23 protein-coding genes are annotated in these 26655 nt (G+C 46.3%); 2 read left to right on the forward strand and 21 right to left on the reverse strand.

Annotation, left to right across the window (positions count from 1 at the left end; genetic code table 11):
- Nucleotides 1-7: 7 nt before the first annotated feature.
- The 10 genes from ABIE27_RS12595 to ABIE27_RS12640 all read right to left on the reverse strand — a co-directional run bounded on the left by ABIE27_RS12595 (nt 8) and on the right by ABIE27_RS12640 (nt 12515).
- The gene (locus ABIE27_RS12595) at nt 8-772 is read right to left on the reverse strand and encodes an MntP/YtaF family protein (protein WP_429350631.1); all 765 of its coding nucleotides are present in this window, start codon (nt 770-772) and stop codon (nt 8-10) included.
- A gap of 149 nt (nt 773-921) precedes the next feature.
- A complete protein-coding gene (gene mutM / locus ABIE27_RS12600) occupies nt 922-1749 on the reverse strand; it encodes a DNA-formamidopyrimidine glycosylase (protein ID WP_123064212.1) in 828 nt (275 codons plus the stop codon).
- A 60-nt stretch (nt 1750-1809) separates the two neighbouring features.
- Nucleotides 1810-4464 carry a DNA polymerase I gene (gene polA, locus ABIE27_RS12605; RefSeq protein WP_123064211.1) on the reverse strand — a complete coding sequence of 885 codons (2655 nt, stop codon included), beginning with the start codon at nt 4462-4464 and terminating at the stop codon, nt 1810-1812.
- Between the two features lie 246 nt (nt 4465-4710).
- Nucleotides 4711-5370, reverse strand: coding sequence for a phosphate signaling complex protein PhoU (phoU, locus tag ABIE27_RS12610; RefSeq protein WP_123064507.1), 660 nt, complete (start codon nt 5368-5370; stop codon nt 4711-4713).
- A 63-nt stretch (nt 5371-5433) separates the two neighbouring features.
- On the reverse strand, nt 5434-6189 hold the full coding sequence (gene pstB / locus ABIE27_RS12615; protein WP_123064210.1) for a phosphate ABC transporter ATP-binding protein PstB: 756 nt from the start codon (nt 6187-6189) through the stop codon (nt 5434-5436).
- A 254-nt stretch (nt 6190-6443) separates the two neighbouring features.
- A complete protein-coding gene (locus ABIE27_RS12620; protein ID WP_429350632.1) occupies nt 6444-7640 on the reverse strand; it encodes a methyl-accepting chemotaxis protein in 1197 nt (398 codons plus the stop codon).
- A gap of 150 nt (nt 7641-7790) precedes the next feature.
- Nucleotides 7791-8519: a response regulator transcription factor gene (locus ABIE27_RS12625; RefSeq protein ID WP_123064208.1), complete on the reverse strand. Its 729-nt coding sequence runs from the start codon at nt 8517-8519 to the stop codon at nt 7791-7793.
- Between the two features lie 138 nt (nt 8520-8657).
- Nucleotides 8658-10487: a two-component system histidine kinase PnpS gene (pnpS, locus tag ABIE27_RS12630; RefSeq protein ID WP_429350633.1), complete on the reverse strand. Its 1830-nt coding sequence runs from the start codon at nt 10485-10487 to the stop codon at nt 8658-8660.
- A 133-nt stretch (nt 10488-10620) separates the two neighbouring features.
- Complete coding sequence (locus tag ABIE27_RS12635; protein WP_123064206.1) at nt 10621-10965, reverse strand: cupin domain-containing protein; 345 nt, start codon at nt 10963-10965, stop codon at nt 10621-10623.
- Nucleotides 10966-11645: 680 nt separating this feature from the next.
- Complete coding sequence (locus ABIE27_RS12640) at nt 11646-12515, reverse strand: SDR family oxidoreductase (RefSeq protein WP_429350634.1); 870 nt, start codon at nt 12513-12515, stop codon at nt 11646-11648.
- A gap of 417 nt (nt 12516-12932) precedes the next feature.
- On the opposite strand from ABIE27_RS12640, the gene ABIE27_RS12645 reads away from it, so the two are divergent.
- Nucleotides 12933-14498 carry a histidine kinase N-terminal 7TM domain-containing protein gene (locus ABIE27_RS12645; RefSeq protein WP_429350635.1) on the forward strand — a complete coding sequence of 522 codons (1566 nt, stop codon included), beginning with the start codon at nt 12933-12935 and terminating at the stop codon, nt 14496-14498.
- A gap of 280 nt (nt 14499-14778) precedes the next feature.
- Here ABIE27_RS12645 and ABIE27_RS12650 read toward each other — a convergent pair whose 3' ends face one another.
- The 4 genes from ABIE27_RS12650 to citZ all read right to left on the reverse strand — a co-directional run bounded on the left by ABIE27_RS12650 (nt 14779) and on the right by citZ (nt 18862).
- Nucleotides 14779-15204: a hypothetical protein gene (locus ABIE27_RS12650; protein ID WP_123064202.1), complete on the reverse strand. Its 426-nt coding sequence runs from the start codon at nt 15202-15204 to the stop codon at nt 14779-14781.
- A gap of 135 nt (nt 15205-15339) precedes the next feature.
- Nucleotides 15340-16281 carry a malate dehydrogenase gene (mdh, locus tag ABIE27_RS12655; RefSeq protein WP_123064201.1) on the reverse strand — a complete coding sequence of 314 codons (942 nt, stop codon included), beginning with the start codon at nt 16279-16281 and terminating at the stop codon, nt 15340-15342.
- A gap of 28 nt (nt 16282-16309) precedes the next feature.
- The gene (icd, locus tag ABIE27_RS12660) at nt 16310-17602 is read right to left on the reverse strand and encodes an NADP-dependent isocitrate dehydrogenase (protein WP_123064200.1); all 1293 of its coding nucleotides are present in this window, start codon (nt 17600-17602) and stop codon (nt 16310-16312) included.
- 147 nt (nt 17603-17749) lie between these two features.
- Nucleotides 17750-18862 carry a citrate synthase gene (gene citZ, locus ABIE27_RS12665; protein ID WP_123064199.1) on the reverse strand — a complete coding sequence of 371 codons (1113 nt, stop codon included), beginning with the start codon at nt 18860-18862 and terminating at the stop codon, nt 17750-17752.
- A 496-nt stretch (nt 18863-19358) separates the two neighbouring features.
- On the opposite strand from citZ, the gene ytvI reads away from it, so the two are divergent.
- The gene (gene ytvI, locus ABIE27_RS12670) at nt 19359-20477 is read left to right on the forward strand and encodes a sporulation integral membrane protein YtvI (protein WP_123064198.1); all 1119 of its coding nucleotides are present in this window, start codon (nt 19359-19361) and stop codon (nt 20475-20477) included.
- 111 nt (nt 20478-20588) lie between these two features.
- Here the strand turns inward: ytvI and ABIE27_RS12675 are convergent, their stop codons facing one another.
- From ABIE27_RS12675 to ABIE27_RS12705, 7 genes are all read right to left on the reverse strand, one after another.
- Nucleotides 20589-20987 carry an FxsA family protein gene (locus tag ABIE27_RS12675; RefSeq protein ID WP_123064197.1) on the reverse strand — a complete coding sequence of 133 codons (399 nt, stop codon included), beginning with the start codon at nt 20985-20987 and terminating at the stop codon, nt 20589-20591.
- 7 nt (nt 20988-20994) lie between these two features.
- On the reverse strand, nt 20995-21531 hold the full coding sequence (locus tag ABIE27_RS12680) for an acyl-CoA thioesterase (protein WP_123064506.1): 537 nt from the start codon (nt 21529-21531) through the stop codon (nt 20995-20997).
- Nucleotides 21532-21633: 102 nt separating this feature from the next.
- On the reverse strand, nt 21634-23061 hold the full coding sequence (pyk, locus tag ABIE27_RS12685) for a pyruvate kinase (protein ID WP_123064196.1): 1428 nt from the start codon (nt 23059-23061) through the stop codon (nt 21634-21636).
- A 107-nt stretch (nt 23062-23168) separates the two neighbouring features.
- Nucleotides 23169-24272 carry an acetyl-CoA carboxylase carboxyltransferase subunit alpha gene (locus tag ABIE27_RS12690; protein WP_123064195.1) on the reverse strand — a complete coding sequence of 368 codons (1104 nt, stop codon included), beginning with the start codon at nt 24270-24272 and terminating at the stop codon, nt 23169-23171.
- On the reverse strand, nt 24273-25166 hold the full coding sequence (gene accD, locus ABIE27_RS12695) for an acetyl-CoA carboxylase, carboxyltransferase subunit beta (RefSeq protein ID WP_123064194.1): 894 nt from the start codon (nt 25164-25166) through the stop codon (nt 24273-24275). It abuts the gene before it with no gap.
- A 340-nt stretch (nt 25167-25506) separates the two neighbouring features.
- A complete protein-coding gene (locus ABIE27_RS12700; RefSeq protein WP_090920220.1) occupies nt 25507-25695 on the reverse strand; it encodes a glutamate decarboxylase in 189 nt (62 codons plus the stop codon).
- A 282-nt stretch (nt 25696-25977) separates the two neighbouring features.
- Nucleotides 25978-26469, reverse strand: coding sequence for a phosphatidylglycerophosphatase A family protein (locus ABIE27_RS12705; protein WP_123064193.1), 492 nt, complete (start codon nt 26467-26469; stop codon nt 25978-25980).
- Between the last annotated feature and the right edge of the window lie 186 nt (nt 26470-26655).

The raw sequence follows: 26655 nt of genomic DNA on the forward strand, positions 1-26655 counted from the left end.
TCTCACCTCATAACAGCTTTATTACTCCCATAATCATTAACAGCAGAGCCGGCAGAATGGAAAGCTTCTGCATCCAGCGCTGTGCTGCAAACCGTAATCCTACTTTCATGCCAAGTGACAGAAACGCCCCACTAAACAACGCAATCACCAGTGCTGTCCACAGCGTAGGAAATCCAAGTAACGCCGCACCCAGACCTGCACCAAAGGCGTCCAGTGACAGCGCAATTCCAAGCCACATCGCTTCCTGTGCGGAGATACTCCCTGAGTTATCCATGTCCGCCTTGGACGGGCTGCGCAGAATTTGAATGACCACACCAAGCTTGCGTAATTCCAGTGTGAATACCATGCGCTCCACCGAGCCATCCGTTGGTGAAGGCTGCACTTCCAGGACCATTAATTGATTCTTGCCTCTGGATGAAAGCCCCGAATCCATTGTTCCATTTTCCTGAAGCAATCTCTCCTGCGACACTGCACTTTCTGCTTCCTCACGTTTTTTGCCCCGCCGAAGAATCAGCTGCACGAGCGACCACGCACCGATCACAATCAGAATGACAGCCCCCACAATGGAAGCTACACCTGGCGACACAACATGAGATAAAAGTACGCCAACCTGCATAGATAACGCGATAACCAATCCCGAACAAAGCGAAATAATACCAATGGATAAGAGCGGAATCTTGGTCCTCCGAAGTCCATATGTAATTCCAACTCCAAAACCATCTAAACTCACTGCAAAAGCAAGCGCCAGTAATGAAATAAAATGATGCAGCACCCCGGATTCCTCCCCTGTGCGGTACGTGCCAACTGATGATGTCAGTATGGGTATATGCCCGCTTATTTCTGCCATATCAGTATATGGAGGGAGGAATCCAAGGGTGCTATGATTTCATCATTTCCTTGATTCAGTTCTGGTTCGGGAGATCAAAGCCGTTGACAATTGGGGCAAAAATGCGTGCCTCGGCCGCCAACGACACTTTTTTCAATCAATGTGCCGCAGGTATGGCAAGGCTCCGCTTTGCGACCATAAATTTTCAGCTGATGCTGGAACATGCCCATCTCGCCTTGCCCGTTGACATACGATTTGATCGAGGAGCCCCCGGCATTCACCGCATCCTGCAACGTAGCCACAATGGCTTCATGCAACACCTTTAGCTGTGCTTCGGTCAACGTCTTGGCAATCGTCTCGGGATGTATACCTGCGCGAAAGAGTGCCTCGTCCACATAAATATTCCCGATGCCAACAACATATGCCTGATTCAACAATACAGCTTTGATTTTGGTGGTTCTTTTGCCTACTGCATCGCGGAACGCATCCACGGTAAATGCCTCATCCAGTGGCTCCAGTCCGAGCTTCATGAGTGGTTTAGATACCAGCTCTTCACCTGCACTGAACAGATGCATCGTTCCAAACTGACGAACATCCTTGTATCGCAACTCTGTACCATCATTAAAGTGGAAGATGACATGAGTGTGTTTCTCCACCTCTTCGCGCTGATGGTACACACCGTAACGTCCCTCCATTCGCAGATGGGAGACCAGCACAAGCCCGTCCAGCAAAATACGTAAAAACTTGCCCCGGCGCTCTACACCAATCACGGTATGTCCTGCCAGTTCCAATGCAAATGCTTCTATATCGTCAGGCCGCTGAATAATCCGCGGCAAATTAACGGTAACATGATCAATCGTTTTACCTACAATAAGTTGATTCAACGTTCTTCTGACTGTTTCGACTTCCGGTAGTTCCGGCATGATGTTCTCACCTCCCTTACATTATAACGGAAGATGACGCTCAGCGGGACCCTTTCTTATCTATTTTGCTTCATACCAGTTCTCACCAAAGCTAACTTCAGCTTTTAGCGGCACCGACAGCGTAAGCGCCTTTTCCATCACCGAAGGCACAAGCTCCTTCATCAGCTCCAGTTCATCTGCTGGCACTTCAAACACGAGCTCATCGTGTACTTGAAGTAACATACGACTCTGAAGCTTACGTTCCCGCAACGCCTCGTCCATCTGCACCATCGCCAGCTTAATGATATCAGCCGCAGTACCCTGAATCGGTGTATTCATCGCCGTACGTTCCGCGAAGGAGCGCAGATTGAAATTACTCGCGTTGATTTCGGGCAAATAGCGACGGCGTTCCAGCAATGTTTTCACATACCCGTCCTGCCTTGCTTCCTTCACGATATCGTCCATATAGCGGCGTACACCCTGAAATACTTCGAAGTATTGATCAATGAACTGTGCTGCTTCTTTCCGCGTAATGTTCAGGTTCTGGGAAAGGCCGTAATCACTTATGCCGTATACGATTCCGAAGTTAACCGCCTTCGCGGAACGACGCATGTCGCTGTCTACATCCTCCGGCTTCACGCCAAATACATCAGAAGCGGTCTTCGTATGGATATCCATATCATGTACAAAAGCTTCCTTTAGACGCTCATCATCCGAGATGTGTGCCAGTACACGCAATTCAATCTGGGAGTAGTCGGCTGCCAGAATAGACCAGCCCGGCTCGGACGGTACAAAAACTTTCCGAATTTTACGCCCTTCTTCCATACGTATCGGAATGTTCTGCAAGTTCGGGAACTGGCTGCTCAGTCGTCCTGTTGCTGCAATGGTTTGACGATAGAACGTATGCACCTTACCATCCCGGTCCGATATTTCTTTCAGCAAACCTTCCACATAAGTGGATTGCAGCTTGGCAAGCTGGCGATATTGCAAAATGTGCTGCACCACGTCGTTATAAGGAGCCAGCTTTTCGAGCACTTCAGCGTCAGTAGAGTAGCCTGTTTTTGTTTTCTTCACGACAGGAAGACCCAGCTTATCAAACAAAATCTCGCCGAGTTGTCTTGGTGAGTTCAGATTAAACTCCGTACCGGACAACTTGTAGATTTCGGCCATCAGTTTGCCGATCTGTTCTTCAAATTCACGACCAAGGGCTTGTAAGTCTTCTGTATTCGCTTTGATTCCCTGCTTCTCCATGTCGGCAAGAATACGAGATAACGGCATTTCCAGCTCATGGAACAGCGAATTCATCTCATCGCTCTCCAGTGCCTGCTCCTGAAGCGGGATAATTGCCGCCAGCGCAGCAGCTTTCCGACACAGGAAATCGCCCAGAACTTCCGCCTCTGGCAGTTTGTATTTAGCCCCTTTACCTAGTACTATATCGTCTTCAACCAGCGAGGGCAGTCCATACTTAGACGTCAGCCCGCTAATGGTCTGATTGGACTCAGTTGGGTCAAGCAAATAGGCAGCAAGCTGCACGTCAAAAGCTGCACCGGCGAATTCAATGCCATGTGCATGCAAAGCCAAATCCACACGATGCAGATCATATCCACGCTTCGGCTGGTCGGCGCTTGCAAGCCATTCCCGTACAGGAGCTGCCGCACCCGACTGCAGCAGCTCCGGAGATATGAACGTATATTTCTCCCCGGCGCCTACAGCAAGTCCAACAAGCTTCGCCTGATGCGGATTATCTCCATGGGTTTCCACGTGAAGCACATCGATTGAACCCAGTACATCAATCAGTTCAGCCAGGTTTTCCTCTGTTGCGATTGTGGATTCAACCTCAGCAGCCGGAACAGCTTCTTGCTCAGAAGCTACGCTGCTGCTAAAGGCCAAACGCTCGAGCAACGACTTAAACTCCAGCTTAGCAAGTGCCGGTCCCGCACTTGCTTCCTTCAATCCATCAAACTGCATGTCCTCCCACGTCTGTTCCAGCGGAACCTCGCGGTGAATGGTCGCCAGCTGTTTGCTCATGCGTGCATCTTCGGCGTGGGCTTCAATCTTTTCCTTCATCTTGCCTTTCAGTTCACCTGTACCGTTCAGGACTTCTTCTACCGATCCAAACTGATGGAGCAGCTTCAGTGCCGTCTTTTCCCCGACACCCGGAATACCCGGAATATTATCCGAAGCATCGCCCATCAGACCTTTCAGATCAATAATCTGCAGAGGTGTCAGACCGTAACGTTCCTTAATCTGAGCAGGGTCATACAGCTCAATCTCCGTAACCCCTTTACGCGTCAGCCCGATATGTACATGGTCAGAAGCAAGCTGCAGCATATCTTTGTCACCTGAAACAACGAGAACCTGTCTGCCTGCATCATCCGCGCGTTTGGTTAGAGTTCCGATAATATCATCTGCCTCGAAACCAGCCAGTTCAAACTGGGCAATCCCAAGTCCTTTCAATAATTCTTTGAGCAAAGGGAACTGCTCTGACAACTCCGGCGGTGTTTTTTCCCGTCCACCTTTGTATTCCTGGTACCCTTCATGGCGGAACGTCACTTTGCCCGCATCAAACGCCACCATAACATGCGTAGGCTTGTGTTCTTCCAACAAGCGAAGCAGCATCGTCGTAAAGCCGTATACCGCATTCGTGTGCAGACCTTTCGAATTCGTCAGGGGAGGCATTGCAAAAAATGCCCGATAAATAATGCTATTTCCATCTATAAGAATAAACTTGTCCATTCCAGCACCTCGCGTATCATATGGTCAGACTGTACTTACCTACATACTCTCATGATACCATACCTGCCACCTACATCAAAAAAACTTCGCAACCCTTTTCCCCACTTTCTTCCGCAAAAAAAGAACCTCCTTCCCAGTCAGCCTGTGCACAGGCCAGCCGGAAGAAAGTTCCCCATTTCGATCATATTCTTTTATCTTGTATGTCTATTATTCCCCGCTTGTGCAGCAGAGACTGCCCAGAACAACTTACTGGTTCAGGTCTGGACGCTGACCCGTCACCAGGTACACGGTGCTTTCACCAATGTTCGTTGCATGATCACCAATACGTTCAATGTAACGTCCAACCATCAAGAGCAGCATAGCCTGAGATGCATTTGTTGGATGTTCAGTCATCAACGTATAGAGATCACGAATCATGTTGCTGTACAACTGATCGACCTGATCATCGGTTTGTGCCATTTTATAGGCCAGATCCGTATTTTCCTTCAAATAGGACTCAATGGACTCATCAATCATGGATTTCACCACTTCCGCCATACGCGGAATATCCACCAGCGGCTTGATCAGTTCTTGACCTTCCATACGAATCGTTACCTTTGCCACGTCGAGGGCCAGATCCCCCATACGCTCCAGGTCACTGGAGATTTTGAAGGCCACGATAATGCGTCTTAAATCCTTGGCAACGGGCTGCTGCGTAATAATAAGCTTGGAGCCCAGCTCCATGATTTTGTCCTCAAGGGCATTGAGATTCGCATCATTCTTAATGATGACCTGAGCTTTCTCTACATTCAATGTCTGCAAACTCTCAATCGCACCGTCCAAGGCATTTCCTACATGTTCCCCCATTTGTTTCAGCAGGGTGCGCAGTTCTTCCAGCTCTTGATCAAATTCTTTTCTGCGAATCATAGATTCCATGTCCTCCTTCTCCATCATCTCCGGGTAAGCCGGGATCATCCTGTTCAGCTCGCCTTAACCAAACCGACCGGATATATAGTCCTCGGTCCGGGAATCTTGCGGTGTGGAGAATAACGTCTCCGTATCAGCTGCCTCCACCACCTCACCATTCAGGAAAAATACCGTACGCCCAGACACTCGTGCTGCCTGGTGCATATTGTGCGTAACCATGACGATGGTATATTTATGATGCAACTCTTTGACCAATTCCTCGATTTTCAGCGTGGAGATCGGGTCCAGCGCCGAAGTGGCTTCGTCCATCAACAACACATCTGGCTGTACAGCCAGTGCACGTGCGATGCACAGACGTTGTTGCTGTCCACCAGACAGACTTAATGCCGATTTTTTCAGCACATCCTTGACTTCATCCCACAATGCCGCATGAACCAGACTCTGTTCGACGAGTCTATCCAGTTCTGCTTTTTGGGTTACGCCGTGCAGACGTGGTCCGTACGCCACGTTGTCATAGATCGATTTTGGAAAAGGATTCGGCTGTTGGAATACCATTCCTACCCGTTTGCGAAGCGTCTCCACTTCAATTTCATTACTATAAATATCCGAACCGTTCAGCATAACTTGTCCTTCCACACGAACGCCCGGAATCATGTCATTCATCCGGTTCAACGTGCGGAGCAATGTCGATTTACCGCAACCTGACGGCCCGATAAACGCCGTGACGGTTTTCTCCGGCAAATCCATCGATATATTTTTAAGCGCGTGATGCGTATCATAGTATAAATTAAGTCCATCAATGTGAATGAGGTCTTTCATGGATGCTCACTTCTCCTTCGCTGCAGGGATCATTGGATTCCCTTTACGTTGAGACCGGCGTTCATATTCTCTATCAATCAGCACAGTCATCTTTAATATCCTAACGTAACATTGTAAAAACAGTACCACCTTCATGTTAACGGAATGTAAAAACACCTTAAAGAAGACCCAAGCCGTTATATTAACGTCCCAGGTCTCTCTTTTTTGCCTTTCGCGATTTCCGTTGTACTCTGTGCCCCGGTTTGTGCTTTAGTTCATAGCTCGGAATGATCCGTAATCATGGCCTTCAGCTTCAACTGGATATTCGCTGCGACCCTGCCAGCTTCCCCGCCTTCAGTAGCAATCGTCTCAACGATGCAGGACAAAGCATTCACCGCACGATTTAACTTTCCAAACGCTGCCGCACCTTCCTGCACATACTGCGCACTATCATCGATTTCAGCACCACTCGCCTGAACGAGAGATACGGTCTGCTGGGTTAAACGTTCAATGTCCTGAAGCAAAACAGTCATGTTTCCAGCCACTTCGCGTGTCTGCTTGGCCAGTGCCCGGATCTCTCCGGCAACAATCTGGAACCCTCTTCCATATTCTCCCGCATGAGCAGCCTCAATGGATGCATTCAGTGCCAGAAGCCCACTCTGATCCGCCAACGTTCGAATGGAACGTGCCATTCCTGCACCTGTTTTAATGGATTCGAGCATCTGACTTGCATGTTTGCCCTGATCTCCCATATGCTCATGAACCTGAAGGTAGGAAGACTCAACTTGACGCAAACGGCTTTCTCCATCATTGGATAACCTGATAACCTGCCCTGCTTCTTGCACGGTTTGATTAGCGGCTTGAACCAATTTGGTTACGGCCTCATGAATGCGTGAAATTTCCTGTCCACTCTCTGTCACGGTGCATATGCGGTCTGCGGATGCCTCCTGCTGGAGCTTACGGGAAAGCGACATTACATCACGGATCGTGAGCACACCAAGAAATCGATCCTGCTCCGTTACGAGCAGACAGTCATAGAAATGATCCTCGTCCCGCCGAAGCGCGGCATCAATAATAGCTGCAGGTTCCATATGTATATCTACAATAACCGGTGATGCGTTAGCTACATTCATAATCGGTTTACGATAAAATAAGTCCGCTGCGAATCTTCCGTTCAGTAACCGATATAAGTTCTCACGCATCAGTAATCCTGTCGCTTTCAAGTGTTCATCACAGAGCACAATACACGGATGCTCCAGTCCGTCACTGAGCATCGCTGCGGCTTCTCCGCAAGTCGTATCTCCTCTTGCTACAGGCACCTGACGGAAATATTCGGTTAAAGAAACGGCATTTTCTTCCTGAACTTCGCTTGTCGATTCATCCGATTCCAACTCAGGTACGAACCGTATTTCTTCCTCTTTTGGTAAACTAACATCCAGATTCTCAGGTCTAGCCTCTAACAACATGGGCATAATTACACATTCTCCTTTACGTGTTAGCTCCGCCCTAAGGTGGTTTTTTAGGTACAAAGTATCACTTGGATAACCTCATCCTACTCCCCATAAATGAAGAAAAATCTTCCTTTGTGTAAAATGGATGTAAAAATAAAACTCCCCGATCATTTAACTAGAATGATGGGGAGTTTTTCTTTTGACAACCAATTTATAACCTACACCGCGGATGGAATCGATATGAACGGATTCAGGATCAAGTTCCAGCTTTTTACGTAATGAACTGACGTGCACATCTACGGTTCGCTGGCCTCCGATATAATCAAAACCCCAGACCGCATTCATCAGATCATCCCGGGTCAGCACCACGCCAGGTTTTTTAGCGAGATATAATAGGACTTCGAACTCTTTCGGACGCAAGCTGATCGATTGTCCTCCCAAAGTCACTTCATACTTCAACGGATAAATCTCAAGTTCTCCAAGAATAATTCGTGAGCCGTCTTTATCTTCAGGCTGCGGTAAATCTTCGCCATTCGAATACCGTCTGAGTACCGCATCTACACGTGCCAAAAGCTCGGATACACCAAAAGGCTTTGTAATGTAATCATCTGCACCCGATTTCAGCCCTTGCACAACCTCGGCTTCACCGTTCTTGGCGGTAAGGATAATGACAGGAGTACTTACTCCCTGAATACGCAGTTTGTTCAGAATATCCAGACCATTCATGCCTGGCAGCATCAGATCCAGTAAAATCAAATCGAAATCCTGGGACAAGGCCCGGTCATATCCTGCTGATCCATGATCCTCTGCCGTTACGTCATAGCCTTCCTGTGTCAGGTTATACGTAAGTAATCTCGATAATGTCGGTTCATCTTCAATAACCAGCAAACGCTGTGCCATGATACCCCTTCTCTCTTCATAGGTTGTCTGTTGCCACAACACTTTTTCTATCATAGCACTAATTTGTTAACGCTGTGTAAAGCAAATGACTCATTTTACATTTTGCTTCTATACGCCTACATTTCTTCTTGATGTAAACTAGATTTCTTCCTCCTGAATTAATGGTAGGGTGACACGGAAGGTGCTTCCCATGCCCAGTTCACTATCCACCGACACCTTTCCGTGATGCAGCTCCACCAAGTGTTTAACGATAGAGAGTCCAAGTCCCGTGCCTCCGGAATTCCGTGATCTACCTTTATCTACGCGATAGAAACGTTCAAAGATTCGCGGCAAATCCTTCTTGGGAATACCGATTCCAGTGTCGGACACCGAAAAAACCACCTGTTCTTCCTCACTCGTCTGATCCATCTTCACCTGCAGTTTCACTCTTCCGCCCTCAGGTGTATAGTTAATGCCGTTGGATAACAGATTAATGAAAATCTGCTTCATTTTATCCTCATCCGCTTCGATATACAGCTCCTCCGGTACGTTCATTTCCAGACGGATCTGCTTTTTCTCCGCTACCTTGGACAAGGTTCCCAGCACCATTTCGAAGAAGGAATGCACATGTACCGGTGAACATTCCAGCGGTGCTCGTTTGGATTCAATCTTGGACAACTCTAGAATATCTCCAATCAAACGGTTAAGTCGATCACCTTCATCATAAATAATTTGCAGGAAAGAACGTTCCGTTTCCTTATCCTGTACACCGCCGCTTAGTAAGGTTTCTGCAAATCCCTTCACTGCTGCCACAGGTGTTTTGAGTTCATGTGAGACATTGGCAACAAATTCGCTGCGCATGGATTCCAATCTGCGAATCGCGGTTACATCCTGCAGCAAGAATAACATTCCCCGATATCCGCCATCGTCTTCCGACATCGGTACACCATCCAGCCTTATCAACCGTTCCTCCGGGTTAAATACACTTACTTCTTCGTGCATCCGTTCCTGATTGGCCACACTCTCTTCAATCGTGCGTGTTAACTCGTAATGACGCTTGAATTCGGTATACGGTTTGCCTGTCACCTTCATGGCCTGAATACCGAGTATACGTTCCGCTTCCCGATTAACCAGCGCAATCGACTGTGTTGCATCAATCATGACGATGCCGCCGGTCATATTCGCCAGAACACTTTGAAGCAGCGCTTCATTGTCTCGAATCGTCTTGAGCTGCGACTGCAGACTGTCCGCCATTCCGTTAATCGCCAGACCCAGCTGGCCAATCTCGTCCCTGCGTGTAACTTTTACTCTGGCATCGTACTCCAGTTTCGTAATCCGGTGGGCAACTTTGGTAATATGCTCAATGGGTGATGTTAATCCCCGGGCTACCCGGTAACTGACTAATGCCACAATCAAGAAAAGCAGTCCGAGTGCTGCAAACATAATCATCCATCCACGTTGAAGCCCCTGATCCACCGCATGCAAACTCATAGACAACCGAATATAACCGTCAAATTTGCCACTGGGTATCTCAATCATGTCACTTTGATCCGAATTAACAGGCAACGCAACATACAGCATGTCCTGCCCTAACGTTGCACTATATCGGATGGACTGTCCAAAAGCATTTGCGTTAGCCGTCCTAATCTCTTCCCGATTCAAGTGATTATCCATTGTTGCAGGGTCGCTCTCGGAATCGCCAATGACGATACCGTCTTTATTAATGAAGGTTACCCTCGAGTCTGTCAGACGATCCAATTCCAGCGCCCGATCCGAGTAATACTTCCGTGTCTCCGCTGAAGTCGGATTCGAAGCATCATGAAACGGGAAGGTTGCTTTTAACAAATTAATCTCGCGCACCATCGTTTGCTCCAGTGCGGAGATGTGAGTGGTCTTGAAAACTCTGCCCATCGTATATCCTGCGACAATGACGGATACGCCAATCAGAACCATCATAATTAGAGCCAATCGAATGCGAAACGGTCTCATTAATCTCTTCCTTCTGTTATATTTTGATCCGTTGAACAAGGTGAACACTTCGTTTTTCAGGTTTTTTCTGTCCTCTCCGTTCATATGTAAATAAGTAAATTAGTAAATTCAAATGATGAAAACAAACCATTGTTTATCCGTTTAATTCGATGCGGTCACCGCGTGTCGTTGGATGTGAGATGACCAGAAATTCCACATCTTGCGCACTTTGATTTTGCATCTGATGAGGTGCTCCCGGCGGGATTTCGATACCTTCATGTGTTTCCAGCACATAGGTCTCTCCATTCAGTTCCATACAAGCCTCACCGCTGAGAACAAAAAAGAATTGACGACTCTTCACATGTACATGCCTTGTTTCTGTCGTGCCTGCAGGCATTCGCTCATGAATCACACTAAGTGTCTCTCCCTGAACCAGATGCCAACCATCACACTGAGCTCCCCATATATAATGCGTTGCCTCTTGTTTGCTAATCTTCATATGAGTGCCTCCCGAATATGTTATCCGGTCTATCATATCACAGATAATGAGATATCTTTCCATGTAAAAGGAGCTTTACGTCTGCCTTCTTTCCCTCTGACTCACTCCATTGCTTTAAAGTCAGACCTTTATAAGGTATCATAGATATATCAACGCAGATACAGACTTTTGTAAATCGCATCTTACAATGTTGGTATCCTCATGCCTGTTTTCTGTGACGGATACGAACGCCAGACTTCGACGGATGGCTTACTGCTGAGCTAACGGGAGAATAGCTAAAGAAGAATATGGATGATTAAGATACATTAAAACTCGTCTTCTAGTGAAGGAAATATGGCATGTTTTTTGAAGGGGAATTCAACAAGTTTTATTTTCGAAAAAAAAGGACTCTTTTATAGGTGAAGAGGCATGTAGTCTATGGGAAAATAAACAAGTGATTTTTCACTATAAGGTGTGCAACAAAAATGCTTATATCGTTCAACTATCGCGATACGATAGCATATTAAACCGTCTTTCCGAGGCGGTTTATCTTTGGCTGAAAATCAACATTGAGGATGAACATAGTCAAAAAAAATTAAAACAAAAAAGACGGGACGCCGCAATCCTTTGGCGTCCCGTCTTTCTCGATACAGCGCATACACTCGCCCGTTCCGCAACGTTATTTGCGCGGGTGCATCAACCTAGCCGTTAACGACTTCGCCGCCGTTCACATGCATCACCTGACCGCTGACATAAGAAGAGTCATCGGAAGCAAGGTACACATAAGCTGGAGCCAATTCATCCGGCTGGCCTGGACGTTTCATCGGCTGCGTGGCTCCGAATTCACTTACTTTTTTCTCATCAAATGTCGAAGGAATCAAGGGTGTCCAGATTGGACCAGGGGCTACCGCGTTCACACGAATCCCTTTTTCAATCAGATTCATCGACAATGAACGGGTGAATGATGTAATTGCCCCTTTGGTCGATGAATAATCCAGCAACGTCGGACTTCCCCGATAAGCTGTAATGGATGTCGTATTAATGATTGTACTGCCTTGTTTCAGATGGGGCATAGCCGCCTGTGTAACATAAAACATACCAAAGATGTTGGTACGGAACGTTTTTTCCAGTTGCTCTGGCGTAATATCTTCCAGGTTTTGTTGCGGGTGCTGCTCGGCTGCGTTGTTCACCACAATGTCGAGTTTGCCAAGTTCATCGACTGTCTGCTGAACACTTTTCTTCGCAAAATTCACATCGCCGATGTCACCTGCGATAAGCACACACTTGCGCCCTTCCTGCTCCACTTGACGTTTTGTTTCCTTGGCATCTTCATGCTCACTTAAGTATACAATCGCTACATCTGAGCCTTCCTTGGCATACGTAACCGCAACAGCCCGTCCAATCCCGCTGTCCCCTCCTGTAATCAAAGCCACCTTATCCATTAGTTTGCCAGCCGCCTTATACTGTGGCTTCTCAAATTCAGGTTTGGGGTTCATCTTGGATTCAATTCCTGGACGCTGATCCTGATGTTGGGCAGGCATCGTTTGTTGTTGCTGGGTAGTGTTTGACATGGTACCTTCTCCTTTCAAAATGAACATGTTTGATTTAAAGAAGACTCGGACACAATCACCTTGCTTCCTTGTCTTTCATTCGTCATAAGTCTCATTCTGTAGGATGGCATGAAGCGACCAGATTATTCTTCTACTGGACAGCTATGCGAACCATCATAATTACTGTCATTCCTTATTTACCACATATATGGAAATTAAAACTTGTATTTCGTCACCATCTGCATTTGTGAAATATTCGATTTTTTTTCGAAATTGACCTGTTTCATCATGCAAATGGTGTTCCTAAGCAGATAGGGCTGATGTACAATGTACAGTGTGGAGATTATATTCATCTTTTTTAGTCACCTATCGTGATTAGCAGCATCATCTCATTTGCTTAAATACGACAACAATCTAATTTGACATGGAGATCTGAACATGGAATCGCATATTACTTCATACATTACACTTGTGACCACGTCAGCCGTGCTGAATCTGTTTCTGTGTATGTATACGTACTTCAGAAGAGCCCATTTTCCAAACGCCAACATCTTTATACTGTACACGGCTTCCCTGTCCGTATATACCTTCGGATATGCCATCGGCCTCGCCAGTAATACACTGGAACAGATGAAGTTCTGGAATATCGTCCAATATATTGGTATGCCGATCTCTGCACCGCTTGGCCTGCTTCTCATGATTCATTACACTGGAAAAAAGCTATCTAAGTGGTTGACATCAGCCTTGTTCATCATTCCTACCATTACAGTCCTTCTGGTTGCTACGAATGATTGGCATCATCTCTATTACAAGAAAGTATGGTTACGTGAGGATAGCAATGTCCCTGTCATGGCAATGGAAATCGGTCAATGGTATGTTGTCCATGGTGCATTTACGTTCTCGTGCCTTTTATGTGCTGGCCTTATCTTAATTGCACAATGGCGTCACACCAAAAAGATGTATCGTCGTCAACTGCTTACATTGATTGTATCGCAGATTATACCGATGGTTGCCGCGTTTGTGTACTTACTTGGTCTGACACCCTCTGGTTTAGATCCTGTTCCTATTCTAATGTGTGTCACATCCGCCATGTACATTTGGGCTATTCTTTCTTCCAGGCTGCTGACTATTGTGCCCATTGCCAAAGAAAGTATATTTGAAAGCATGCGTGAAGGGGTTCTCGTGCTGGATAGTTCCTATCGTCTTGTCGATTTCAACAGATCCCTAAGACTCATGTTACCTGAGATTGAAATATCGATGGTTGGACAACCTTTGAATGACATATGGCTTGGTCTTGCAGGAGAGACCTTTCCCGTTGAATATGAAAGAGAAGGGCTGCAAACCGACCTGTACTGGCAATTAAACGGAGAAACCGTCTGTTACCAGGTTAGGACGTCTTATGTATTTAACAAAAATCCTCAAGTTGTCGGTATTCTCATTATGCTAATCGATATTACCGAACAACGTTTTTTACAAGAACAGTTGAAACAACTAGCTTATTTCGATGGTTTAACCAAGATATATAATCGGACTCAATTTTTGAACAAAGGAAGAGAATTGCTTCAAGAAGCCCGGCTTAATCTTCAACCGGTCTCCTTCATCTTGTTTGACATTGACCATTTCAAGCGCATCAACGACACATACGGTCACGATGCGGGTGACCAAGCCATCATTCATGTTGTATCCGTATGCAATGGTTATTTAAACAGTGAGGTGTTATTCGCCCGTTACGGCGGAGAGGAATTCGTTATTGCCTTGCCCAACATGACAAATCAGGAAGCGTATCATTTAGCCGAACAACTGCGAATCGCATTGCTGGATCAACCGCTTGATATACAAGGAGAGTCCATCTCAGTCACATCCAGTTTTGGTGTGTCCCAAACGGGTAGCGAGGCGGATACCCTGGAATCATTACTTCGTGATGCAGACCATGCGCTGTATGAGTCGAAACGGAATGGCCGAAATGCAGTTAGAGTTTATAGTGCAAGTGTTAGTTCATTGTGAGTTGCAAGGTTACGTAACGTTATGTTCCTAGCGCAGTCATTGAATAAGAAGTCACAAATCAAACAGACAGCCTTTGCAGGCTGTCTGTTTTTGTTTGTCTGTACGGTTTGATTCAAGAGGAACGGGCGTTACTTACGCCACATGGCTTGAAGCTTACATGTTTCCTCAGTCCAGCTTTCAGCGCTGTCACTCGTCCTGAGCATGTGCAAACGCTTCACCTTGTACTCGTAGTTATACTCTGAGGAACAGCATTCGAGCCTGAAGTCGCTTATTTCTCTTATTAGAAAATGGATCTGTCGACCATCAGGTACACCATGATGAGCAAGAACACGGCAAGCAACGTGCTGAATGTACGAATTTTGCTTTGGTATGGTGTTACATCCTTATTACTTTTCACGCCTTCTGCGGCAAGACGTAACGGTTTACCCATAATTCCACCAATAGCTGCAATCGCGAGAAGAAGTACCACTACAACAGCCATCCAGATGTGGGAGTAATCCCCTTTTGTCATCAGATAACCACCTGTAAGGAGCTGAATAACCAGTGCATACTGTGCAACTTTGTTTAAGGAACGAAGTGACGCGAATGCTCCCTCCTGTGCTGGCAAGCTCAATGTGCGAATTTTACCGACCACAAATGGCAGAATCAGATAAAATCCCATGGCCAGTGCTCCGACGATATGGAGCAAATACATAATCATTGTCAAAATTTTCATCCTCCTCAACATATTCGCTGTGCTGTATATCACATTTTATTATACTGGGGAACTTATCCAAAGAAAAGAAAACCTCCGCGTTTACGGAGGTTTTCTCACTTTTTATGTTCAAAAAGTCTTCAAAACTTAAATATTAACGATTGAAATGACGTTGCGCACCGAATCTGCCGATGTATCAAGCGCTGCTTTTTCTTCGGCTGTCAACTCCAGTTCGAAAATCTTCTCAATTCCGTTGCCTCCCAGAATGGTTGGCACACCGAGGAACAGATCTTGATATCCGTACTCACCTTCAAGATAAGCGATAACCGGAATAATGCGTTTTTTGTCCTTCAAAATGGCCTCCGTCATCTGAACCAGTGAAGCTGCTGGAGCATAGTATGCACTGCCATTACCCAGCAGGTTAACAATCTCACCGCCGCCTACACGAGTACGTTGCACAATCGCATCAATGCGATCTGCTGGAATCAGGGTATCGATTGGAATACCGCCTACACTCGAATATCGAACGAGCGGTACCATATCGTCACCATGACCTCCAAGTACAAAGCCACGTACATCCTCTACGGATACATTTAACTCCTGCGCAATGAACGTACAGTATCGGGCAGTGTCGAGAACACCCGACTGTCCGATCACGCGGTTTTTCGGAAAACCGAGTGTCTGATACGCTGCATACGTCATTGCATCTACCGGGTTGCTCAGAATAATGACAATGGAATCAGGGCAATATGTTTTCACATTTTCACACACGGACTTCACAATACCTGCATTCGTATTCACCAGATCGTCACGGCTCATGCCCGGTTTGCGGGCAATTCCGGCTGTAATGATCACAATGTCTGAACCAGCTGTATCCTCGTAGTTGGAAGTTCCCACGATATGACTGTCGAACCCTTGCACAGGGCTAGCCTCCAGCAGATCGAGTGCTTTACCCTTGGTCGGATTCTCCAGTTGAGGAATATCAACCAGAACAACATCCCCGAGTTCCTTCTGGGCAAGCATCAGTGCAGTTGTAGCACCGGTAAAACCGGCACCAACGACTGTGATTTTTTTGCGCTGAATAGTCACGATTCACATCTCCCCTTACAGGTTTTTGTTACAGGTTTTTGATGATTTGATCAGCGAATTCGGAACATTTCACTTCTGTTGCGCCGTCCATCAGACGTGCAAAGTCATACGTTACCGTTTTATTGTTGATGGATGTTTCCATGCCTTTGTAGATCAGGTTAGCCGCTTCTTGCCAGCCCAGGTGCTCAAGCAACATTACGCCGGAGAGGATTACGGAACCAGGGTTCACGACATCTTTATCTGCGTATTTAGGTGCAGTACCGTGTGTTGCTTCGAAGATAGCATGTCCAGTTACATAGTTGATGTTTGCACCAGGTGCAATACCAATTCCGCCAACTTGCGCTGCGAGAGCATCGGACAGATAGTCACCGTTCAGGTTCAATGTAGCGATCACGTCGAATTCACCCGGACGAGTCAATACTTGTTGCAGAGCGATATCAGCAATTGCATCTTTTACGATGATTTTGCCAGCATCTTCAGCTGCTTTTTGCGCTGCATTAGCTGCATCTGTACCGTCTTTTTCTTTGATTACATCGTATTGTGCCCAAGTGAATACTTTGTCGCCAAATTCTGCTTCAGCCACTTCGTAACCCCAGTTTTTGAAGGCACCTTCAGTGAATTTCATGATATTACCTTTGTGTACCAAAGTAACGGTTTTGCGGTTATGGTCAACAGCATATTGTACCGCTGCACGAACCAAACGTTTCGAACCTTCCTCAGATACAGGTTTGATACCGATACCGGAAGTTTCAGGGAAACGAATTTTGTTAACACCCATCTCCTGTTGCAAGAACTGGATCATTTTTTTCACTTCTGCAGAACCTTCAGCGTACTCGATACCTGCATAGATGTCCTCTGTGTTTTCACGGAAAATAACCATGTCAACCAGCTCAGGACGTTTAACCGGGGAAGGTACACCATCGAAATAACGTACAGGACGCAGGCAAGTGTAGAGGTCAAGTTCTTGACGCAGGGCCACGTTCAGGGAACGGATACCGCCGCCAATTGGCGTAGTCAGAGGTCCTTTGATTGCTACGATGTACTCACGAATCGCTTCGAGCGTATCATTCGGCAACCACTCTCCGTATGTATTGAATGCTTTCTCACCAGCAAACACTTCATACCAAGCAATTTTTTTAGTACCGTTATATGCTTTTTCTACCGCTGCATCCAGAACGCGTACAGAAGCTTTCCAGATGTCACGGCCTGTACCGTCACCTTCGATGAATGGAATGATTGGATTATTAGGTACTTGAAGCGTACCGTTGTCAATTTGAATTTTTTCGCCTTCAGTTGGGAGTGCAAATTTTTCCAATTTCATAATTACAATTCCTCCTAAGTTTTGGTTTCACAGTATGAAGCATACCACATTTTTGCAGGAAGGAAGGGCTGTCTCTACTCGGCAGTATAGCCTTGTATTCACAAGCCCCTCACCTCATCTATATGATTATACTGTTTTTGCTAAAGTTTAGCGAAGATCGATGGAAACGTATTTCTGATCTGTTGGGCCAGTGTACTCGGCACGCGGACGGATAATGCGGTTATCTGCAAGTTGCTCCAGAATATGCGCTGTCCAACCGGACACACGGCTGATCGCAAAGATCGGTGTGAACAATTCCTGATCAATCTTCAGTTGAGTGTAAACGGAAGCGGAATAGAAGTCGACATTTGGCTTCAAACCTTTTTGACCGGTCACGATCTCTTCGATCTTTACGGACATCTCATATAAACGGGTATCGTTGTTCATCTCACCCAGTTCTTTGGACATCTTCTGCAAATGCTTTGCACGTGGGTCACCATTTTTGTATACGCGGTGTCCGAAGCCCATGATTTTCTCACGGTTATTCAGTTTTTCCTGAATAGCCGCTTCCAGACGATCCGGTGTACCGATCTCGTCCAGCATTTTCATAACAGCTTCGTTTGCACCACCATGCAAAGGCCCTTTGAGTGCACCGATCGCAGAAGTTACGCCTGAATAAATATCAGACAGGGTCGCTACCGTAACGCGGGCAGCAAATGTTGAAGCATTCAGCTCGTGATCCGCATGCAGAACAAGTGCTTGATCAAGTGCTTTTACCGCGGTCTCGGACGGCTCTTCTCCTGTCATCATGTATAAAAAGTTCTCAGCGATGGAAGCGCCTTCTTTTGGAGCCACAGGCTCTTGCCCCTTACGAATACGTGAGATCGCCGCTACAATTGTTGGCAATTGGGCTTGCAACTTCACCGCTTTGTTTTCGTTCGCAGCTTCTGTCATCTCGTCGGCTTGCTCATCATAGAGCGCAAGTGCGGAGACTGCAGAGCGTAGAGCTGCCATCGTGCTGATGTGTTTTGGATACAACTTGATTTGGGCGATCAATTCGCTTGGAATCGGTGCGTAATCGCTCAGACTTTTACGAAGTGACTTCAGTTCATCTGCTGTTGGCAACTTGCCAAACCAGAGCAGATAAGCAACTTCTTCAAAACTTGCATGTTCAGCCAAATCATCGATATCGTATCCACGGTATGTAAGCACACCGTCTACAATAGAGCTGATCGAAGAGGTTGTTGCAACGATGCCTTCCAGACCTTTGGTAGCTGTCATATTACATCTCTCCTTTAATAAGCGAAATCAGAAATCATTCTAAGTCATATCAGTGCCGAAGTGCACCTAACCTCTTTTGTAAACCGTTTCATTTTTAAAAATGACCTAAGTTGTCAAAATTCGGTTTTCTTATCTGTCAATCGGTATTTACTTATATCATCATACTGGATTTTGTCGTTTATGTGAACATGATGAGAGTTCATTCGCACATCAAACATATTTATCGGAGTGATAAAGCATTTTTGAAAACCTTTACACAAGCAAGGTTGACATTTAATGTGTATTAAACAATTCATGTCATTAGAGGATGTACCCAAAAATATAATTACAAAATGTATTGCTATAATTTGTAAACCTCAGGCATACTTTAGGCAGACAATGTACATAGTAGCATTCCGGCACACGGTTGCAGACTGTTCTTTTTGGCGTTTCAAAAGCTTACGATTGCTCTATATTAATAAGATAAGCTCTTGACTGAATAAAGGAGAGTTGAACCTTGGATCGAATCATTCTCAAACGTCTGCTTCGCGGTCTGTGGGTCATTGTAGCTGCCTTTCTGATCGCTGTAGCCATATATCTGTTATTCCCGCTGTTATATCCTTTTGTTATTGCCTGGATTATTGCGTATGCCATGAATCCGCTCGTAAAGCTGCTTCAGAACAGACTCCGTTTTCCGCGCTGGCTAGCAGTAACCTTGTCACTCCTATTGTATTTTGGGGCAATCGCTGTAATTTTATCTGCGGCTGTTACTCGTATGGTTAAAGAAGTCATTTCATTAACGACCAGCTTTGATCTGCATGTGGACGAAATCAAAGAAACGTTTGTACGCTGGACACAGAACGATACGATTCAAAGTTTGATAGCGCAGATTAACGATTTTTACAAAGAAAACCCGAACTATCAAGAAACCATTAATAGCAACATCAGCAAAACAACGGAGACCGTCGGAACAGCGGTAAGCGACCTTGTTACTGGTTTTTTCAACCTGATTCTAAACTTGCTTACTTCGCTGCCTAATATGGGTGCGGTTCTCATCGTGGTGCTATTATCTACCTTCTTCATTAGCAAAGGCTGGACGCGTCATAGCATTACAGTCTCTGGCTGGGTTCCGTCTACTGTTCGTAAACCGATCTCTGATATCTGGAATGATCTCAAAAAAGCACTCTTTGGTTATGTACGCGCACAGCTGATCATGATCTCGATTACAGCACTGTTCGTCATGATTGGTCTTCTCATCCTTCAAGTCAAGTCAGCGTTCACGATCGCTCTGCTGATTGGTCTGGTCGATCTGCTCCCCTATCTTGGTGTCGGTCTGGTGATGGTGCCTTGGGCAGCATATTTGTTCATGAACGGGGATATCTATCTTGGCATCGGTATTAGTGTTATTTATCTTATCCTGCTCATTGCCCGGCAGATCATTGAACCGAAAGTTCTTGCCAGTAGTGTCGGGTTAGACCCCCTTGCTACATTAGTGGGCATGTTTGTTGGTTTAAAGCTGTTTGGTGTGCTTGGCCTCATTATCGGCCCGGTGAGCCTCGTCATTCTCGATGCCTTCAATCGTGCCAATGTACTTCGTGACCTCAGGACTTATATCATTAATGGCAGAGTCCGATGAGTCTGATTTACACTTTAGCTAAACATGGCAAAAGCAAAAAAGTCTCCGTCCCAAGCAGAAGGCATCTGCAGAACGGAGACTTTTGCTTTGTTGTTGATACCAGGTCATTTCTTACTTCGGACGGCGATAAAATGTAATGCTGCCATTCCTCATCTTTTTCTCCAGCCAGCCCAAGAAGAACAGCCGATATACCGGACGTGTTAACGGAAATACCAACGTAAAGCCGATCAGGTCAGTTACAAAGCCGGGAATCAATAGCAGAAATCCCCCGACAAAAACAAAAAGACCATCAACCATTTTCCGCCCAGGCACCTTGCCGCGTTCCATCTCCTGTTTGGCGTCCATCAATACCTTTCGCCCTTCAAACTGTAACATGGCTATACCAATCAAGGACGTGAGAATCATGAGAAGCAATGTTTTTCCGGCCCCGATCCAATCACTCATCAGAATGAAACCAAACAGTTCAATCACCGGAATAATTAATAGTAACGCCCACATCCATTTTCGCATTGATAGGTTACTCCTTTCCTGAAAGCCACACCTTTTCAAGCACGCTATATAGCTCAGAGGCTACTTTATCCAGTCTAACAGGCTTCCAGTCTGCATTCACCCACACGTGCTGGGTAGAGCCCGTAACCAGCCGTTCACCCGGAAGTGATTCGTCATGTGACCAGACCCGCTCTCCTACAGCAAGTGAAACATCAGGCACTTCAGAGATGCGTCTTATGTCGTACTCATAGCCCAGGCGCAGACCACTAAAGGTGGCAATGCGTGTAAAGATCATAATCTCGTCATCGTAACGTGCCGGTTTGTGGTACTTCACATCCAGACCGGTTACCGGAAGCAACAGTCCCTGTTCCTCCATTTTACGATATGTATACCCCATTTGGCGAATCATCTCGGTACGACCGATCTCGAACCAGTTCAGATAGTTCGCATGATAGACAACACCCATCTGGTCGCTTTCCTGATAACGTACACGAAGACGAGCTGTATACCAGTTGCCATTACTTTCTTTTTGCACGTTCTCAGCCTCCTTGGCTCTACCATTCATACGCTTCACATCACAGAATCGTGTCATGAAGATGGAAAAAAAGCAACGGGACATCAAGCCCCATTGCTTCTTTCATGTTACTTACCGAATCATACGCTAGAATTAAGCGTTGTTCGGAATTTGACTTACTTTGATCAGGTTCGTAGAACCGGAGCGGCCCAGAGGTACACCAGCTGTAATCACAACCAGGTCTCCTTCTTTAACCAGACCGGATTTTACGCCGCCTTCAATTGCGTTTTCGAACAAAGCATCCGTAGAATCAACCAATCTGCCTTTAACAGGAGTTACACCCCATGCCAGTGCCAGACGACGGGAAGTTCTGTCTTCTGTCGTTACAGCGATGATTGGAGCTTCTGGACGATATTTAGAGACCATACGTGCTGTATGTCCGGATTCCGTCGAAGTGATGATCGCCTTTGCGTTCAAATCTTGAGCAGACAGAGCAACGGATTGACTGATCGCTTCAGTAACCGTTGTTTGTTGTGCAACACGTTGTTTCAGATACAACTCTTGGTAAGGCAGAGCAGATTCTGCTTTTTCTGCGATACGGGACATGGTCAGTACAGACTCTACCGGGTATTTACCGGCAGCAGTCTCACCAGACAACATGATTGCATCTGTGCCGTCAAAGATTGCGTTTGCTACGTCACTTGCTTCCGCACGAGTTGGACGCGGGTTACGTTGCATGGAGTCCAACATTTGTGTCGCTGTAATAACCGGTTTACCCGCTACATTACATTTTTCGATCATGCGTTTTTGTACCAGTGGTACTTCTTCCGCGGGGATTTCTACACCCAGGTCTCCACGAGCAACCATCAGGCCGTCAGACACTTCAAGGATTTCATCCAAGTTGTCAACACCTTGTTGGTTTTCAATTTTGGAGATAATTTGAATGTGACCTGCATTATGTTTCTCAAGCAATTCACGAATTTCAAGCACGTCGCTTGCTTTACGAACGAAAGAAGCTGCGATGAAGTCTACACCTTGCTCGATACCAAACACGATATCATTAGCATCTTTTTCAGTGATACCCGGCAGGGAAATCGCAACACCTGGAACGTTAACACCTTTTTTGCTTTTGATTGTACCGCCGTTAACGATACGGCATTTGATCTCAGTGCCTTGTACTTCCACCACAGTCAGTCCGATCAGACCGTCGTCGATCAGAATTGTAGATCCTGCTTCAACATCTTTAGGAAGCTCTGCATACGTAATGGAAAGACGATCTTTGGTTCCCAGAATTTCTTCTGTTGTCAAAGTGATGTACTCGTCCTGAACCAGTTCAATAGGCTCAACTTCCAGTTTACCTGTGCGAATTTCCGGTCCTTTGGTGTCCAGCAGGATCGCTACAGTTTTGTTCAGCTCTTCGCATGCTTGGCGAATCGCTTTGATCCGTCCGCCGTGCTCATCGAAATCACCGTGGGAGAAGTTCAGACGGGCTACGTTCATGCCAGCCATAATCAGTTTCTTGGTATTCTCCAGGGATTCACTGGATGGGCCAATCGTACATACAATTTTCGTTTTGCGCATTTTGGGTTTCCTCCGATTTTAAAGGTCTAACTTTATATCTCTATTTTTCTTTTTCCAACTATTAAATTTACTATACTTTTAATCATTTGTATAGGAAATTCGTCACATCATTCTGCATTTCCCGACAAATTTTTCACAGGCTCTGCCTGTAAGGGCTGTTCTGATGCTTCTACCTGAACAGATTCTGCCCCAGATTTTGATTCTACTTCACCCGCAGACACTCTTTCTTCAGCAGGTTCTACCGCAGAGGCTGGTGCTTCAAAGGTCACTGAACCAATTTTGCGGAATTTTTCATAGCGATCCTGCTTTAATTGCTCCGCACTCCATCCTTTCATCTCATCCAGATGACGAACTAGAGCTTCGGAGATCGCTGCCGCAGCTGTATCATAATCCCGGTGAGCCCCGCCACGCGGTTCAGGGATAATCTCTTCGATCACTTCCATCTCGAGCAGGTCTTTCGCTGTAATTTTCATCGCTTCAGCGGCCTGATCTGCTTTGGAAGCATCCTTCCATAGAATCGAAGCCGCACCATTAGGTGAAATTGCAGAATAGATGGCATGCTCAAGCATAAGCACACGGTTACCTACAGCCATAGCTAGAGCACCGCCGCTTCCGCCTTCGCCGATGACAACAACAATAACAGGAACCGAGAGCTTCGCCATCTCCAGCAAGTTACGAGCAATCGCTTCCGATTGACCTCTCTCTTCTGCAGTATTACCCGGATACGCCCCTTTAGTATCAACAAACGTAATAATCGGGCGGCCAAATTTGTCAGCCTGTTTCATCAGACGTAACCCTTTACGGAAACCTTCCGGATGAGCACTTCCAAAAAAGCGGGCGATGTTATCCTTTGTGTCCTTGCCGCGTTGTTGTCCAAGAACCGTTACGGTCTGTCCATTCAGTTTGGCAAGTCCACCAACCACCGCAAGGTCGTCGCCGAACATACGATCACCATGCAATTCGGTAAAATCGGTAAAAATAAGCTGGATTAAGTCCAGCGCGGTTGGGCGTTGCTGATGACGAGCCAGATGCATCTTCTGCGCTGCCGTTATGCCCGTATAAATCTCTTCTTCCAGTCTATGATAACGTTCTTCCAGACGGGCGATCTCTTCGGTGAAATCAATTCCCTTCTCCTGTCCAAACTGAACGAGTTCTTCAATTTTTTTGCGCATCTCAATCAGAGGCGCTTCATATGGCAAACCACCCGCCATTTAGACCCCTCCCTTTTCACTATGCATATCGAGAAGCTTGCCAAGGGTTGCCCGAAGTTCTTTCCGGTGAACAACCATGTCCAGCTGACCATGCTGGAGGTTGAATTCTGCGGTCTGAAAATCATCCGGCAGCTTCTGACGGATCGTTTGTTCAATAACAATTCTGCCCGCAAAACCAAATACCGCACCAGGTTCAGCAATAATAATATCGCCAAGACTCGCGAAACTTGCCGAAACCCCACCTGTCGTCGGATCGGTAATCACGGAAATATAGAGTCCGCCTTGCTCGTCCAATCGTGCTAAAGCCGCACTCGTTTTAGCCATTTGCATTAGACTTAGAATACTCTCCTGCATCCGGGCACCGCCTGAAGTAGAGAATATAATCAAAGGGAGCTTCTTCTCAATGGCATGTTCAACCGCACGGGTGATCTTCTCTCCGACAACGGAGCCCATGCTGCCTGTGAAGAAATCAAAGCTCATCACGGCGACAACAACGGGCAGCCCTTCAATCGTGCCTTCTCCCGTAATAACAGCTTCCTTCAAACCAGACTTCAAACGTTGCTGTTCGAGTTTGCTGCTGTAACCTGGAAAACCGAGAGGATCAACCGAAACCATATCGGCATCATGCTCAACAAAACCTTCTTCGTCCAGCACCATTGCGATTCGCTCCATAGCGTTAAGACGCATATGGTAGCCGCATGCAGGACATACTTTCAGGTTTTTCTCCAGCTCCTTGCTATATTGAATGGTGCCGCACTTGCTGCACTTGTTCATAAGTCCTTCAGGTATTTCACGTTTTGGGCGCTCGACGGCTTCCTGACGCTCGCCTGGAATAGCACGCTCGGAAGGTATGGTAGCGTACTTCCGTTTCTTTTGGAATATATCTTTGAACACAACTACACCTCTCCAGCCAATAATTTGATGGCCGCAGGCTACAGTCCGCTGTAACAATCAGCTTGATCTGCATGCTGCGGTGAACCGCTTACGCTTATAACTCATGCTAAGACTTATACCTTAATTAGCATTCAGAACAAAATTCCTCCGATACAAGGCAAACATCAACGGCTGCTCTCCGCACAATTGATGTTACCTGCAATAACCGATTAACAAAAAAAGAAGGAAGGACAGTAGCATTACACACATGCAAGTCGATTCCTCTTTCCGCTTCCGCGGTCAGTCCCTTATGTACCAGTGGTACTTTTTGTTATCTGCCAAGGCACTTCAATATCGAGAATCAAGAATGCAGAATGGAATTCAACACTTCCTGAACCTCTTCCAATTCCCCAGAAGGGACGCGAATCTCATATTGTTGCTTGGATAAACTGATGGGACGGGTCTGTACCAGAAAACCTTCTTCCGAAAGCTTGGTCTTGATCTTGTCCGCAACCTTTGCTGTCGGCGCAATGTAAATCACCGTCCACATGCCATGTCCGCCCCCTAAGCTAATGTTCAGAGCCCGTATATTGGACTAATGATACCATACCACCGTTTTTTTCTGCAAGGAAGGGTTGAAGACCTTTCGGGAGAAAATCAGATGATTCGGGACATTGACCCCTGCTTTGCAAGCCAAATGGTCATAGTCATGTGATGCAATTCGCAGACTTTTTCCACTCGGCAAAAACCTTCCAGGGCAGCCATAGCCGCCCTCAATCCCATTAGACAGATGGAGTTGGTAGCAGCAGTATTATGTTGGTATTAATGGATTTTACAGGTCGGAAGGGTATTTCTTAGCTTTAATATTTTTGTGTGCAATCCGGGCGGAGGCTGCCGCCGCAAGACCTGCAACCAGGTCATCCAGGAACACATGAACGGCAGATTTTTGTTCATTCAAGTCATGAATCACACCTATTTTTTCCTTGTCCAGATAACCAAAACTGGTTAGTCCAATCATGCCATACACATGCGTTATCCCTAAAGCCAGAGTCTCGTCCACTCCATAGAGTGACTCATCCGCTTCCATTATCGCTTGCAGCGGTTGGGGCAGAAGCTTTTTTTCGGCCAGTTCATCAAGCGCAATGCCGGTGTACAGTGTGTACTGTACCTCTCTTTTTTGCAAAACGGATTTTACGCTGGTTACACAGTCGTCCATGGTCAATTCCGGGTGGTACCCTTTCTGCAAACGATATACAATTTCTGCGATAGCATCAATGTGTACACCTCGCCGGGCCAGCATAGCTTCCGCGATCTCATATGACATATCTCGACCTCCCGCATCAATCCCCAGAGAACTTCAAGGTTCTTCGGTGTTCTCAAGTGTATGCAGCGAACTTCCAAAATGTTCATAAAATGTGCGAATGTACACGCTCAAGCGAACGTCACGCCACACCGCTCTTCTGTTGGCAAGCGTGTGCAAGTACAGCTGGCGTTCATTGGCTAAAATTTT

It is taken from the genome of Paenibacillus sp. 4624 (assembly GCF_050435065.1).
Classification (GTDB): Bacteria; Bacillota; Bacilli; order Paenibacillales; family Paenibacillaceae; genus Paenibacillus; species Paenibacillus amylolyticus_D.